General features: G+C 68.2%; 13 protein-coding genes and 1 pseudogene. 6 read left to right on the forward strand and 8 right to left on the reverse strand.

The genetic code is table 11. From position 1 onward, the window contains the following. Positions 1 to 1,161 (reverse strand): annotated as a pseudogene (locus tag LR394_RS32105) (hypothetical protein); the annotation flags it as partial. A 480-nt stretch (positions 1,162 to 1,641) separates the two neighbouring features. Between LR394_RS32105 and LR394_RS32110 the strand changes: the two are divergent. The 4 genes from LR394_RS32110 to LR394_RS32125 all read left to right on the forward strand — a co-directional run bounded on the left by LR394_RS32110 (position 1,642) and on the right by LR394_RS32125 (position 5,398). Beyond that, positions 1,642 to 3,063 carry an amino acid permease gene (locus LR394_RS32110; RefSeq protein ID WP_231448374.1) on the forward strand — a complete coding sequence of 474 codons (1,422 nt, stop codon included), beginning with the start codon at positions 1,642 to 1,644 and terminating at the stop codon, positions 3,061 to 3,063. A gap of 113 nt (positions 3,064 to 3,176) precedes the next feature. Then, positions 3,177 to 3,572: a YciI family protein gene (locus LR394_RS32115; RefSeq protein WP_231448375.1), complete on the forward strand. Its 396-nt coding sequence runs from the start codon at positions 3,177 to 3,179 to the stop codon at positions 3,570 to 3,572. After that, positions 3,572 to 4,711, forward strand: a complete 1,140-nt coding sequence (locus LR394_RS32120) for an RNA polymerase sigma factor (protein WP_231448376.1) — start codon at positions 3,572 to 3,574, stop codon at positions 4,709 to 4,711. Before LR394_RS32115 ends, LR394_RS32120 begins: the two co-directional genes overlap by 1 nt. 39 nt (positions 4,712 to 4,750) lie before the next feature. Next, positions 4,751 to 5,398: a TetR/AcrR family transcriptional regulator gene (locus LR394_RS32125; protein ID WP_269330150.1), complete on the forward strand. Its 648-nt coding sequence runs from the start codon at positions 4,751 to 4,753 to the stop codon at positions 5,396 to 5,398. On the opposite strand, the gene paaI is transcribed toward LR394_RS32125, so the two are convergent. Genes paaI through paaA form a run of 7 tightly spaced genes read right to left on the reverse strand, consistent with a single transcriptional unit; the run spans position 5,382 to position 10,185 of the window. Continuing rightward, positions 5,382 to 5,813: a hydroxyphenylacetyl-CoA thioesterase PaaI gene (gene paaI, locus LR394_RS32130; RefSeq protein ID WP_231448378.1), complete on the reverse strand. Its 432-nt coding sequence runs from the start codon at positions 5,811 to 5,813 to the stop codon at positions 5,382 to 5,384. The two genes, LR394_RS32125 and paaI, sit on opposite strands and share 17 nt — an antisense overlap. Further along, complete coding sequence (locus LR394_RS32135) at positions 5,810 to 6,547, reverse strand: enoyl-CoA hydratase/isomerase family protein (protein WP_231448379.1); 738 nt, start codon at positions 6,545 to 6,547, stop codon at positions 5,810 to 5,812. Before LR394_RS32135 ends, paaI begins: the two co-directional genes overlap by 4 nt. Positions 6,548 to 6,560: 13 nt before the next feature. Next, positions 6,561 to 7,640 (reverse strand): 1,2-phenylacetyl-CoA epoxidase subunit PaaE, encoded by a 1,080-nt coding sequence (gene paaE, locus LR394_RS32140; RefSeq protein ID WP_231448380.1) that lies wholly within the window; start codon positions 7,638 to 7,640, stop codon positions 6,561 to 6,563. Then, positions 7,641 to 8,132 carry a 1,2-phenylacetyl-CoA epoxidase subunit PaaD gene (gene paaD, locus LR394_RS32145; protein WP_407937168.1) on the reverse strand — a complete coding sequence of 164 codons (492 nt, stop codon included), beginning with the start codon at positions 8,130 to 8,132 and terminating at the stop codon, positions 7,641 to 7,643. Continuing rightward, positions 8,126 to 8,962 (reverse strand): 1,2-phenylacetyl-CoA epoxidase subunit PaaC, encoded by an 837-nt coding sequence (gene paaC, locus LR394_RS32150; protein ID WP_231448382.1) that lies wholly within the window; start codon positions 8,960 to 8,962, stop codon positions 8,126 to 8,128. The genes paaD and paaC overlap by 7 nt, the downstream gene beginning before the upstream one ends. A gap of 10 nt (positions 8,963 to 8,972) precedes the next feature. Next, entirely contained in the window at positions 8,973 to 9,263 is a 291-nt protein-coding gene (paaB, locus tag LR394_RS32155) for a 1,2-phenylacetyl-CoA epoxidase subunit PaaB (protein WP_231448383.1), read from the reverse strand. Continuing rightward, a complete protein-coding gene (gene paaA, locus LR394_RS32160; RefSeq protein ID WP_231448384.1) occupies positions 9,256 to 10,185 on the reverse strand; it encodes a 1,2-phenylacetyl-CoA epoxidase subunit PaaA in 930 nt (309 codons plus the stop codon). The genes paaB and paaA overlap by 8 nt, the downstream gene beginning before the upstream one ends. A gap of 147 nt (positions 10,186 to 10,332) precedes the next feature. Here paaA and paaZ point away from each other — a divergent pair, with 147 nt between their 5' ends. Both paaZ and LR394_RS32170 read left to right on the forward strand, forming a co-directional pair. Then, entirely contained in the window at positions 10,333 to 12,351 is a 2,019-nt protein-coding gene (gene paaZ / locus LR394_RS32165; protein ID WP_231448385.1) for a phenylacetic acid degradation bifunctional protein PaaZ, read from the forward strand. Then, positions 12,352 to 13,122 carry an enoyl-CoA hydratase/isomerase family protein gene (locus LR394_RS32170; RefSeq protein ID WP_231448386.1) on the forward strand — a complete coding sequence of 257 codons (771 nt, stop codon included), beginning with the start codon at positions 12,352 to 12,354 and terminating at the stop codon, positions 13,120 to 13,122. Positions 13,123 to 13,173 lie beyond the last annotated feature (51 nt).

Here is a 13,173-nt window from a genome sequence, read left to right on the forward strand (position 1 = left end):
CACGCCGAGCGACTTCATGTACGGCGTGCCCTTCCAGGAGTCGAAGATCCAGGTCGGGTTGATCACGTCCTCCCAGCTCTGCCGGGCCGGCCAGTCCACCACCACGTCGACCGGGACACCCCGCCAGGCCGCGAAGCCCTCGGCGTTCTCGGCGCTGCTGCCGGGCATGTACAGGCCACTCGCGCCCCAGGGCAGACCCGAGCGGTTGGTGGTGGAACACGGCGTCATCACGTCGTCCGACGGCGTGTTCACCGCGACCACACCGGGCGCGTCGGGCTGCGAGTTGTTGCCGAGCGGCGCGGCCGGGAGGGTGCTTTCGGCCGTGCTCTGGCTCTGGGTGGTGGTTTCCGCCGGGCTCTCGGTCTGCTCGACGGTCGACTCACCCGTTGCCTCGCCGGTGGCGGACTCGGTCGCCGTCTCGGTCGCGGTGTCGGTGACCGAGCCGGGCGTCTCGGTGTCGGTGCCCGTGCTGCTACTGCTACTGCTACTGGTGCCGGTCTGCGAGGTCTCGTCCGGTTCGGTGGCCTCGGGCTTGCGCAGGCCGTCACAGACTCCGCTGATGCCCTCGGTACCACCCGTGGCCGGCGGCAAGGTGCCGCTGCCGGTGCTGCTGGTGGTCTCGTCCGTACCCGGGCTCTCGGTCTGGCCCGGCTCCTCGGCCGAGGAGGTGGGTGCGGTGGTCGGAGCACCCGGGGCCGGTTCGGTGGTCTGCGTCTGGGTCGGAGAGTCCGACGCGGTGCCGCCCGGCTGGGACACGGTGGTCGTCGTCGTGGTGGTCGTGGTCGTCGTGGTGGCGGCGCCCGCACCCGGCTCGGTCGTGGTCTCGGTGGCGGTCTCGGTGCCCACGCCCGGCGGGACGCTCGGGTTGGAGCGCTCCATCTTGATGTACGCCTCGACTACTTCCCGCTGCCAGCGCCCGGGAAAGTTCCCCGTGCCGTTGGCATGGTCGCGGCGCCACTTCTTGCTCCGGGGCTTCTCGGAGTAGTCGGAGATAAAGGCGGTGCCGTCGGCACTCGTCCAGGAGACGGCCGCACCGACCTTCTCCTCCCCGTCGGGGCCCTGGCCGGCCACGGCCGGAACCGTCCCGATCACAACGGCGATCAGGACCAGCGCGGTTGCCCCCACAACCCGCTTCTTGGTCATCCCCTTCTTCGTCAGCACGCCTTGCCACTCCCCTGTCTATGGCCGGTCCGGCAGTCAGCGCCTAGGTGGCGCAGGTAACAGAGTGCAGTCGAGCAATTGTCTGAATCTTAATGAGACGTCAAGTTCAAACAGTTTCACCACCCAGTGTCAGCATTTGGTGACGCGCAGGAAGATGCTCCTGTTCAGAACGGGATTGCGGGGATGGATGCAGTCCGTGACCGTGACCGTTTTGCGGGCAATCCTCCGGGGGTGCATCGGTGCAGGGCAGGAGGGCTCTGCGCAGGTTGGTGGCCGGATTTGAGATGCACACAGCGTGGCCGGCGACGTGGGTGCAGTTGGGCGGCAGTGCGCGGGGAGGGCGCCCGGTCGCGGATCGCGAAGATCAAGAGACCTTCCACCGCTGATCCGTGCCCCTGAGTGGCGGGCCGGCGGCCGGAGGCTTACTACTGATGGAGCCCGGTTCTGGGCGGACGCGTTCGGACTCAGGGGGTGCGGTTCATGACGACGACGCCGGTTCCGGGAGGAGGCGGACTGGGTTCACGCCTGTTCGCCCGGCGCTCCCTCGACTCTCTGGTGGCCGAACCCGAGGGCGGCGGCCTGAAGCGGGCGGTCGGGCCGATCCAGCTCACCGCGCTCGGGATCGGCGCGGTGATCGGCACCGGGATCTTCGTGGTGATCGGCGAGGGCGCGGCCCTGGCCGGCCCGGCCGTCGTGCTCTCGTTCGTGCTGGCCGCCCTGGCCTGTGCCTTCTCCGCGCTCTCGTACGCCGAACTGGCCTCCAGCATCCCGGTTTCCGGCAGCGCCTACACCTACACCTACGTCACCCTGGGCGAGCTGGTGGCGTTCATCATCGGCTGGGACCTGGTGCTGGAGTACGGCGTCTCGGTGGCCGGCATCGCCGTCGGCTGGGGCGGCAACCTGAACGCCTTCCTGGACAGCGCGCTGGGCTGGGAGCTGCCCGAGGCGATCGCCCATTCCCCCGAGGACGGCGGCGTCTTCAACCTGCCGGCCGTGCTGATCGTGCTGGCGATCACCGCCGTGCTGATCACCGGCGTGCGCGAGAGCGCCCGGGTCAACCTGGTCATGGTCGTGATCAAGATGAGCATCCTGGTGTTCTTCATCGTGATCGCCTTCGCCAACTTCAACAGCGGCAACCTCACCCCGTTCGCCCCGGAGGGTCAGGACGGCGTGGTCAGCGCGGCCGCGGTGATCTTCTTCGCGTTCATCGGCTTCGACGCGATATCCACCGGCAGTGAGGAGGCCCGCAACCCCAAGCGGGACCTGCCCGTGGCCATCCTGTCCTCGCTGGCCATCTGCACCGTGTTCTACGTGCTGGTCTCGCTCGGCGCGGTCGGCCTGGCCAGCACCAGCCAGCTGTCCGGCAGCGACGCCCCGCTGGCGGCCGCGCTCGACGAGGGCGCGGGCATCACCTGGGCCGCGGCCCTGCTCTCGTTCGGCGCCCTGGTCGCGATCACCAGCGTGTGCCTGGTCATCCTGTTCGGCCAGACCCGGATCTTCTACGCGATGTGCCGCGACGGCCTGCTGCCCAGGGAACTGGCCCGGGTCAACCCGCGGTTCGGCACCCCGGCCCTGCTCACCGTGATCCTCGGCGGGCTGATCTCGATCCTGGCCGCGCTGGTCCCGCTCAGCGAGATCGTGAAGCTGGTGAACATCGGCACCCTGTTCGCCTTCGTCCTGGTCAACGCGGGCGTGATCATCCTGAAGTACACCCGGCCCGACTTCCCGCGCTCCTACCGGGTGCCGCTGAACCCGCTGCTGCCCCTGCTGGGGATCGGCTTCGCGGTCTACCTGATGCTCGATCTGCCCGCCACCACCTGGTGGCGCTTCGCCATCTGGCTGGTGCTCGGCCTGGTCATCTACTTCGCCTACGGCTACCGCAACTCCCGCCTGCGCAACTGAGCCCCTTCCAAGATCGGGAAGACCGAGCAGCAGTGATGTCGAGAGGCGGCAAGTGGCTCCGACCGAGGGGTGAGGACGGCAGGATGGCCGTTCACGACCGAAGGAGAGCCGACATGGCCAAGTTCCTGCTGCTGAAGCACTACGGTCTCAGCCCCGAGGGTGAGCCCGGCCACGCCCCGATCTTCGGCTGGACCCCGGAGGAGATCGACGCGCACATGGCCTACCAGCGCCAGCTCATCGCCGAACTGCGCGAGAGCGGCGAGTACGTCGACGTGCAGGCCCTCAGCAACGACTCGGTCCTGGTGCGGACCGGCGGCGAGGGCGCCCCGCCGGTGGTCACGGACGGCCCTTACGCCGAGTCCAAGGAGCTGGTGGCGGGCTGGTACCTGATCGACGTGGAGTCCAAGGAGCGGGCGTACGAGATCGCCGCCCGGGTGTCGGCCGCTCCTGGGGCCGGGGGCAAGCCGGGAGACGAGCTGCTCGAGGTCCGGCCGATCCTGAGCATGTAGTGGATCAGCTCCTCAAAGACCTGGCCCCGCAGGTCCTGGCCGTCCTCGTCCGCCGCGGGAACGACTTCGCGGCGGCCGAGGACGCCCTGCAGGAAGCACTGCTGGAGGCCTGGCAGCAGTGGCCGCAGCAGCCACCGGCCAACCCCCGAGCCTGGCTCACCACCGTTGCCTCGCGCCGGCTGATCGACGGCATCCGCTCGGACGCCTCCCGGCGACGGCGTGAGGAAGCTGCGCAGACCGAACCGGAACCAGGCCCGACCGAGCAGGCCGACGACACCTTGCAGCTGCTGTTCCGTTGCTGCCACGCGAGTCTCAGCCCCGGCTCGGCGGTGGCCCTGACGCTGCGCGCGGTGGGTGGGCTGACCACCCGCCAGATCGCCGAGGCCTTCCTGGTGCCCGAAGCCACCATGGCCCAGCGGATTTCCCGGGCCAAGAAGTCGCTGACCGACCAGAAACTCAACCAGGCCGGCCGTCTTGAGAACGTCCTGCGGGTGCTCTATCTGATCTTCAACGAGGGCTACACCGGATCGGTGGACCTGTCCGCCGAGGCGATTCGGCTGACCCGCCAGGTGGTCGTGAGCAACCGGGAGCCGGAAGTGCTGGGCCTGCTGGCACTCATGCTGCTGCACGACGCCCGCCGCCCAGCCCGGTTCGACGGCGAGAACCTGGTGCCGCTCGATCAGCAGAACCGCTCGCTGTGGAACGCGCTGAAGATCGAGGAAGGAGTGCTGCTCCTGCAGACGGCGCTGGCCCAGGACCGGCTGGGCGAGTACCAGGCCCAGGCCGCCATAGCCGCACTGCACGACGACGCCGCCACCGCCGAGGAGACCGACTGGCCACAGATCTTGTCCTGGTACGACGAGCTCCTGACCATTCACGACACCCCGGCCGCGGCGCTGAGCCGGGCCGTGGCCGTGGGTGAGGCCGATGGCCCACAGGCCGGGCTGGCTGCCCTCGCCCAGGTCGAAAACCGCCTGCCCAAGAAGCATCATCGGCTCTTCGCGGTGCAAGGGCATCTGCTGGAACGCTCCGGCGACCGGGTGGGCGCAGCCCGGGCCTACGCCGAGGCGGCCAAGTACGCGACCAGCACGGCAGAACGCGTTCACCTCACCAAACAGGCTGCCCGGCTGAGAAATTGAGGACGATGTGGGCACCTCGGTAACTCAACGACGTCTTCAATGCGGGTTTTCGTTCGCAGCCGTGAGAGCCTTGGCCAGGTGACCAGCTCTCCCCCACGACGCCGGGGCCGCCCCGGCTACGACCAGGCCGCGATCCTGCGCACGGCGGTGGAACTGTTCAACCGGCGCGGTTACGACGCCACCAGCATGGGCGATCTGGCCAAGGAGCTGGGGCTGAGCAAGGCCGCGATCTATCACCACGTGGAGAGCAAGGAGCAGCTGCTCGCGGCCGCGCTGAACGATGCGCTGGACGAGCTGACGGCCGTGGTGACCGAGGCGGTACGGCCCGAAGCCGAGGGCAGTGCGCACGAACGGCTGCGGGCGGTGGTGCGGCGCAGCGTCGAGGTGCTGATCGCGCACCAGCCCAGCGTGACGCTGCTGCTGCGGGTGCGGGGCAACAGCGAGGTCGAACTGGACGCGTTGCAGCGCCGGCGCCGGCTGGACGAGCAGCTCGCCGAACTGGTCTCGGCCGCGGTGCAGGAGGGTTCACTGCGCGCCGACCTGCCCCCGGCGCTGGTCGGCCGGCTGCTCTTCGGCCTGGTGAACTCGCTGGTGGAGTGGTACCAGCCGAGCGGTTCGGACGACCCGGCAACCGTGGCCGACGCGCTCACCACGATGGCCTTCGACGGGCTCACAACCCCGCGATAGGGCGCCCCAAAGACCGGCTGCGCCCGCGGAACTCGGCAATAACGCTCTCGTCGGACAGCCGCACCACCGAGACGTCGTACAGACCGGACCGACCCCGCCGAGCCCGTTCCACCGCCCAGGCCTCGAGGTGGTCGCCCAGCCGGGCCGACTCCAGAAACGTGACGTCGAAACCGGCCGCCACGGCCACCTCGCCGTAGCTGTTGCAGGCCACCGCGAACGCCGTGTCGGCCAGCGCCGAGATCAGCCCGCCGTGGCACAGCTGATGACCGTTGGTCATGTCCTCCCGCACCGGCATCGAGACCCGGGACCGGCCCGGAGCAACGAATTCCAGCTTCATGCCCAGAGCCGCACTGGCCCGGTCGCCCTCCAGCATGACCGCCGCGCTGCGCTCGGCCAGATCCTGTTGCGCATTCATCGCTTCCGCCGCTCCAGAAAGGCCGTCATCCGTTCGTGCTTCTCCTCGGTCTCGAACAGCACGGCCTGCGCCACGTCGTCGATCACCGGGTGCGCCCCACGCGGCGCCTGCATCACCGTCTTGGTCAGCCGCACCGCCAGCGGAGCCTGCGCCGCGATCTTGTCGGCCCATCTCTGCCCGGCTGCTGCCAAGTCCGGCGCAGGCACGACCTCGTTCAAAAGCCTTACCTCCAGCGCTTCTTGCGCGTTCAGAACCCGCCCGGCCAGCAGAATCTCCTTGGCCAGTGGCTCCCCCACCAGCTCCAGCAACCGCCACGAAGCCCCGGCCGCCGCCAGAATCCCCAGGCCGGTCTCCGGATTACCGATCTTCGTGCCGGGCGTGCCGATCCGGAAATCGCAGGCATAGGCCAGTTCCGCGCCACCACCCAGGGCGTAGCCGTCCACCAGCCCGATCGTCGGCATGGGCAGGCGGTGAATCCGGTCGAAGACGGTGGAATTGATGCCCTGCAGAGCCGCATCACGCCGACGCTCGCGCAGTTGGGCAATGTCCGCCCCGGCTGCGAAGGTGCCGCCCTCACCGATGATCAGCACGATCCGGGGCTCCGCCTCGACCTCGGCACAGGCCGCGTGCAGGGCCGCCACCATGTCTCGGTCGATGGCGTTGCGCTGCTCCGGCCGGTTCAGCCGCCAGAGCACGCGGTCTCTGTGTTCCTCGACCAACAGTGCAGCAGTCATCGCGACCTCCCGATCAGGCGTCGTAGTCGACGGTAACAGCTTCCGACACCGGGAAGGACTGACAAGTCAGAACGAAACCGGCTGCCAGCTCTGCCGGTTCAAGCGCATAGTTGCGGCGCAGGTCCACCTTGCCCGCACGCACCATGGCCCGGCAGGTTCCGCACACCCCGCCCTTGCAGGCGAACGGCAGGTCAGCCCGGGTGGCCTGCGCCCCGTCCAGCAGCGTGGTCTCTCGGGAAACCGGCGCTGTGGAACGCAGCCCGTCCAGCACGGTGGTGAGCTCGGTGGTCGCGCCCTGGGGGCGATCGGGATCGCGACGAGGCTGCGGCGGCGGTTCGTCCACGTAGAACAGCTCCACGTGAATCTTCTCGGCCGCCACACCCAGCTCGCCCAGAACCCGGCGGCATCCCTGGACCATTTCGAAGGGTCCGCAAAGCCATACCTGATCGAATGTTTCGACCGGAACCAGAGCGGTCAGCAACGTGCGCACCCGTTCGGCGTCGAGCCGACCGGAGAACAGCTCGACATCGCGCGGTTCCCGGCTGAGCACGTGAACCAGCTGAAACTGTTCAGCGAAACGGTTCTTCAGATCCGCCAGCTCTTCGGCGAACATCACGGTGCGACTGGTGCGATTGCCGTAGAGCAGAGAAACCTGGGCCTTCGGATGCCGCAAAACGGTCGAGGCCACCGAAAGCAATGGCGTGATACCCGATCCGGCCGCAATACACAGATGCCTTTCGCCGGCCTCCGGATCGGCCTGCCAGGAACCGGTCGGCGTCGACACCTCGATCTCGTCGCCCGCTGCTGTCTGATTCACCAGCCAGGATGAGAACAAGCCGCCCGAAACCTCGCGCACCCCGATCGTGGGCAGCTCCCCCACCGCTGCGCAGATCGAGTACGACCGCCGATGCTCAACGCCGTCCAGGTTCCTCCGCAGATTCAGCGACTGCCCGGCGCTGAATTCGTAGGCCTTACGGAGATTCTCCGGAACATCGAAAGTAACGGCCACCGCGTCGTCGCAGAGCCGATCAACGGCTCTCACCTTCAGGCGGTGAAATACTGCTCGGGTCCGCTCCGGCATCAGCAGCGCCATTCAGATCTCCTTCAGGTGCTCGAAGGGTTCCCGGCATTCGTCGCAGCGGTACAGGGCTTTACAGGCGGTGGCGCCGAATTCCGAAGTCACCGTGGTCCGGCCGGAACCGCACCGCGGGCAGGTCAGGTTGCGTCGGGTGGGGCCCAGGTTCAGTACCAATGGACGCGGGGCTGCCCCGGGCGCGGAAAGCCCGTGTTGTTTCAGGGCCAGACGGCCTCGTTCCGAGATCCAGTCGCTCGACCACGGCGGGTCCAGTTCGATCCGGACCCCGATGCTCGGGAAGCCCGCTTCCTGCAGCCGGTGCACGAGATCGTCCCGCATCGTCGCCAGAGCCGGGCACCCCAGATAAGTGGGGGTGATCGCTACGGCGACCACCCCGTCCTCCATCTCGACGCTGCGCAGCACGCCTAGATCCTGCAAGGTGAGCATCGGCAGCTCGGGGTCGACCACCTCGGCCGCCACCCTCCGAGCCCGGTCCAGCGCGCTCACCAGCGCCCCATCGGATGCGCCCGCGCCACCACCTGCATCTCCGCCAGCAACAGACTCAGTGCTTCGGTATGCATCCCGTCCCGCCCCCGACCACCGACCCGCACCACCGAATCCGGCTGCGCGACCCCACCCGCAAGAAACACACGCTCCAGAACCGCACCGCCGGAAAGCCCATAAGCCTCAGCCAGCTCAGCCTGATGAACCCAGAGCCCAGCCAGGGCAGCCAGAACCCGCCGCCGCGACTCAGAGGTTCCCCGAGCCAAGGTGACGAACCACCGACCAGCCCAATCCCGCTGATAAGCGAGCTCTTTGACCCCTCGAGCAGCCACCGCCGCCAACACCGGATCCGCCGATGACAGCAACTGCTGGAACAGCTCCAACCGCGCCACCGAGAACATCAGCAAACGGACGATCACATGGGCGAAGTCTCCATTGGGCAGCTCAACCAGCTGCACATTACGAAAGGCCGCAGCATCCCGGAAGAAAGCCAGCGCATCCTCCGCAGGAACCGGCGAACCCGCGGGCAGCACCGGCACCACCGCAGGATCGACCAGGGCAGCCCGCCCCAGCAGCAGACGCGCCTGCCCCAGCAGATCCAGGGCCAGATTGGCCAGCGCCACATCGTCTTCCAAGTCCGGCGCCCGGCTGCACCATTCGGCCAGGCGCTGAGAAAGAATCAGCGCATCGTCGGCCAGGCCCAGGCAGAACCGGGCATGCTCCAGCGGATCAAGCGCAGCCGGCAAGGCCACGTCCAACCCGGCCAGCGGATCGTCGAAGTCCGTCCCGAAGGCCCATTGATCCGAATTCCCCTCCAGCAAGCCGTCGAACGCCATGCCTGTCACCTCACATGTGCGGAACGTCGTCGGGGATCGGATAGAAGGTCGGATGCCGGTAGACCTTGTCCGCGCTCGGCCCGAACAGCGGGTCCTTCTCGTCCGGGCTCGAAGCTGTGATCGCTGCCGCCGGCACCACCCAGATGCTCACGCCCTCGTTGCGACGGGTGTACACGTCCCGGGCATTGCGCAAGGCCATCGTCGAATCGGCCGCGTGCAGCGAACCCACGTGCACATGATTCAGCCCACGCTTGCCCCGCACGAAAACCTCGTACAGCGGCCATTCCCGTCGATCAGTCATCCCGGCCACGCTCCGCAAAGGCCGTTGCTGCCTCGCGCACCCAGGCACCGTCGTCATGGGCCTTGCGCCGATGCGCCAGGCGCTGGGCGTTGCAGGGCCCGTCGCCGCGAATCACCGCGGACAGCTCGTCCCAGTCCGGCCGGCCGAAGTCGTAGTGTTCCCGCTCGGCGTTCCAGCTCAGCTCCGGGTCGGGCAGCCGAACGCCCAGCACCTCGGCCTGCGGCACCGTCAGGTCCACGAACTTCTGGCGCAGCTCGTCGTTCGAGTGCCGCTTGATCCCCCAGGCCATCGAGCGTTCGCTGTTCGGGGAGTGCTCGTCCGGCGGCCCGAACATCATCAGGCTGGGCCACCAGAACCGGTCCACCGACTCCTGCACCAGGGCCCGCTGCTCCTCGGTGCCACGCATCATCGTCATCAGCAGCTCGTAGCCCTGCCGCTGGTGGAACGACTCCTCCTTGCAGATCCGGATCATCGCCCGGCCGTAGGGCCCGTACGAGGTGCGGCACAGCGGTACCTGGTTGCAGATCGCGGCGCCGTCGACCAGCCAGCCGATCGTGCCCACGTCCGCATAGGACAACGTGGGGTAGTTGAAGATCGAGGAGTACTTCTGCTTCCCGCCGAGCAGCAGCTCGACCAGCTCACCGCGGGAGATCCCGAGCGTCTCGCAGGCCGAGTACAGGTAGAGCCCGTGGCCGGCCTCGTCCTGCACCTTGGCCAGCAGGATCGCCTTGCGGCGCAGCGACGGCGCTCGGCCGATCCAGTTGCCCTCCGGCTGCATCCCGATGATCTCGGAGTGCGCGTGCTGGGCGATCTGCCGGATCAGGGTGCGCCGGTAGGCCTCGGGCATCCAGTCCCGCGGCTCGATCCGGTCCCGCCGGGCAATCACCGCGTCGAAGTGCGCTTCCAGATCGGCCGTCGTCATCGTCGCCCCTGAGCTACTCGCCATTTACTTACCGATCGGTCTGTATTAACGTGACACGAGTCCGGCGACAGCGCAATGGGCAGTTCCAAGATCCGAAAGCCCTTTTGTGGCAAGCCGGAAGCCACCATGCGCTCGAGGGGAGCCGGCGTGACCACGTTGCTGGAGAGCTACGTCGCAGGGCACTGGTTCCGGGCGCAGACCGAGGGCGAGCCGTTGCTCGACGCGGCCACCGGCGAAGAGGTCTCGCGGATTTCGGCCAGCGGTCTGGACTATGCGCAGATGGTGCGCTGGGCGCGGGAGGAGGGCGGGCCGGCGGTGCGGGCGCTGACCTTCCATCAGCGGGCCAAGCTGCTCAAGACGCTGGCGCTGCACCTGGGTGAGCACAAGCCGGAGTTGTACGACCTCAGCGTGCACACCGGAGCCACCACGAAAGACACCTGGGTAGACGTGGACGGCGGCATCGGCACCCTGTTCAGCTACGCCGGCAAGGGCGTGCGCGAACTCCCGAACGACACCATCGCCTTCGACGGCCACCTCGAGCAGCTCGGCAAGGCCGGCACTTTCGTCGGCCAGCACATCTACACCTCCCGGCCGGGCGTCGCCGTCCAGATCAACGCGTTCAACTTTCCGGTCTGGGGCATGCTGGAGAAGCTGGCCCCCGCCTTCCTGGCCGGCCTGCCCTCGATCGTGAAACCGGCCGGCCAGACCGCCTACCTCACCGAACGCGCGGCCCGGATCATCATCGAGTCCGGCATCCTGCCGTCCGGTTCGCTGCAGCTGGTCGCCGGCAGCGCCGGTTCGCTCCTGGACCAGCTCGGGGTGCACGATTCGGTCGCCTTCACCGGTTCTGCCCACACCGCAGGGATTTTGCGCCGTCATCCGAACGTGCTCGACGGCGGCGTGCACCTCGGCGTCGAGGCCGACTCGCTGAACTGTTCGATCCTGGGGCCGGACGTGAGCACCGACGATCCGGAGTTCGACCTGTTCGTCAAGGGTGTGGTCACCGAGATGACGGTGAAGGCCGGGCAGAAGTGCACGGCCATCCGCCGGGTCATCGTGCCTGAGCCGATGACGGACGAGGTCGCGGCGGCGATCGGGGCCCGGCTGGCGAAGATCACGGTCGGCGACCCGCGCGATCCCGAGGTCCGGATGGGCGCACTGGCCAGTCTCGGTCAGCGTGAAGAGGTGCGTAAGGCGGTCGAGGCACTGCGGTCCGAGGCCGATCTGGTGTTCGGCGATCCGGGCCGGTCTTTCGGCCGAGGAGCCTTCCTGGAACCGCTGCTGCTGCGAGCCCGCCCGGATGCCGTACAGCCTCACGAGACGGAGCCGTTCGGTCCGGTCAGTACGGTGCTGAGCTATCGAACAATGGACGATGCGCTCGCCTTGGCGGCTCGCGGCAAGGGCAGTCTGGCCGGGTCGGTGATCACCCACGATCCGGCCGTGGCCCGGCATCTGGTGCTCGGGCTGGCGCCTTGGCACGGCCGGATTCTGGTGCTCGACCGGGACAGCGCCAAGGAGTCCACCGGGCATGGCTCGCCGCTGCCCACGCTGGTGCACGGTGGACCGGGCCGAGCTGGTGGCGGCGAAGAGCTCGGCGGCATCCGCGGGGTACTCGGGCACATGCAGCGCACCGCCGTCCAGTCCTCCCCCGGCCTGCTCACCGCCGTCACCGGGCGCTGGACCACCGGATCGCAGCGGAATACGCCGGCCGAGCATGCTTTCCGCCTGTCCCTGGCCGAACTCAAGGTCGGTGACACGATCAGCACCGGCTCGCGCACCGTGACGCTGGACGACATCGAGCACTTCGCCGAGTTCACCGGAGACCGGTTCTACGCCCACACCGATGCTGCCGCGGCCGAGAAGAACCCGCTGTTCGCCGGCATCGTGGCGCACGGCTATCTGGTGGTCTCGCTGGCCGCCGGGCTCTTCGTCGATCCGGCCCCGGGCCCGGTGCTGGCCAACTTCGGGGTCGACGGTCTGCGCTTCCTCACTCCGGTCAAGGTCGACGACGCGATCTCGGTCCAGCTCACGGTCAAGCAGATCACCCCGCGCAACAGCGCCGACTACGGCGAAGTGCGCTGGGACGCGCTGGTCAGCAACCAGGACGGCGACGCGGTAGCCACCTACGACGTGCTCACCCTGGTCGCCAAAGCCAGGGAGGAATGAATGGTGCTCCAGGAGCGCGAAGGCGCGGTCACCGTCCTTACTTTGAACCGTCCTCAACGCCGCAACGCGCTCGATGCCGACAGCAAGAAGGCACTGCGCAGGGCGGTCGAGGAGGTGGCCGCCGACGAATCCGTTCGCGCCGTCGTCCTGACCGGTGCGGGCGGTTCGTTCTGCGGCGGACAGGATCTGGCCGAACATGCCGAAGCGCTCCGCACCGACCCGGCTACCGCTTTTGCCACCGTGGAGCAGGATTACGCGCCAATCGTCCAGGCCCTGATCACCATGCCCAAGCCGGTGATCGCCGCGGTCGAGGGCACCTGCGTGGGCGCCGGACTGGCTCTGGCCCTGGCCTGCGATCTGCGGATCATGGCCGAAGATGCCGTACTGGGAACCGCTTTCACCGCGATTGGCCTGACCTGCGACTCCGGACTCTCACTGACCCTGACGCAGTCCGTCGGCCCGTCCCGCGCCAAAGAGCTTCTGTTGCTGGGTCAATCCTTCTCCCCCGCCGAAGCCGGCACCTGGGGCATTGCCGGGCGGATCGTTCCCACCGGTCAGGTGCAGCAGCACGCCCGGGAGACGGCCGCACGTCTGGCCGCCGGACCAACCCTGGCCTACGCCGAGACGAAGAAGCTGATCGACACCGCCGCCCTGACCACCGTGCTGCACAATGAGGCGCTGGCACAGGCTCGTCTCGGACTGAGCACCGACCACCGCGCCGCTGTCGAGGCCTTCCTGGCCAAGCGCCGTCCCTCATTCGAGGGCCGCTAACCCTGGGTCACTCGCGATCACGGACACGCCCACTAGATGTAGTTGTCGCGG

The sequence above is a fragment of the Kineosporia babensis genome, assembly GCF_021129305.1.
Lineage (GTDB): Bacteria > Actinomycetota > Actinomycetes > Actinomycetales > Kineosporiaceae > Kineosporia > Kineosporia babensis.

Excerpts from the sequence above, each read along its gene's own strand:
- LR394_RS32115 (WP_231448375.1), top strand. The coding sequence starts at position 3,177 with ATGGCCAAGTTCCTGCTGCTGAAGCACTACGGTCTCAGCCCCGAGGGT.
- paaB (WP_231448383.1), bottom strand. The coding sequence starts at position 9,263 with ATGACTGATCGACGGGAATGGCCGCTGTACGAGGTTTTCGTGCGGGGC.
- paaI (WP_231448378.1), bottom strand. The coding sequence starts at position 5,813 with ATGAATGCGCAACAGGATCTGGCCGAGCGCAGCGCGGCGGTCATGCTG.
- paaA (WP_231448384.1), bottom strand. The coding sequence starts at position 10,185 with ATGACGACGGCCGATCTGGAAGCGCACTTCGACGCGGTGATTGCCCGG.
- LR394_RS32125 (WP_269330150.1), top strand. The coding sequence starts at position 4,751 with ATGCGGGTTTTCGTTCGCAGCCGTGAGAGCCTTGGCCAGGTGACCAGC.
- LR394_RS32135 (WP_231448379.1), bottom strand. The coding sequence starts at position 6,547 with ATGACTGCTGCACTGTTGGTCGAGGAACACAGAGACCGCGTGCTCTGG.
- paaC (WP_231448382.1), bottom strand. The coding sequence starts at position 8,962 with ATGGCGTTCGACGGCTTGCTGGAGGGGAATTCGGATCAATGGGCCTTC.
- paaE (WP_231448380.1), bottom strand. The coding sequence starts at position 7,640 with ATGGCGCTGCTGATGCCGGAGCGGACCCGAGCAGTATTTCACCGCCTG.
- LR394_RS32110 (WP_231448374.1), top strand. The coding sequence starts at position 1,642 with ATGACGACGACGCCGGTTCCGGGAGGAGGCGGACTGGGTTCACGCCTG.
- LR394_RS32170 (WP_231448386.1), top strand. The coding sequence starts at position 12,352 with ATGGTGCTCCAGGAGCGCGAAGGCGCGGTCACCGTCCTTACTTTGAAC.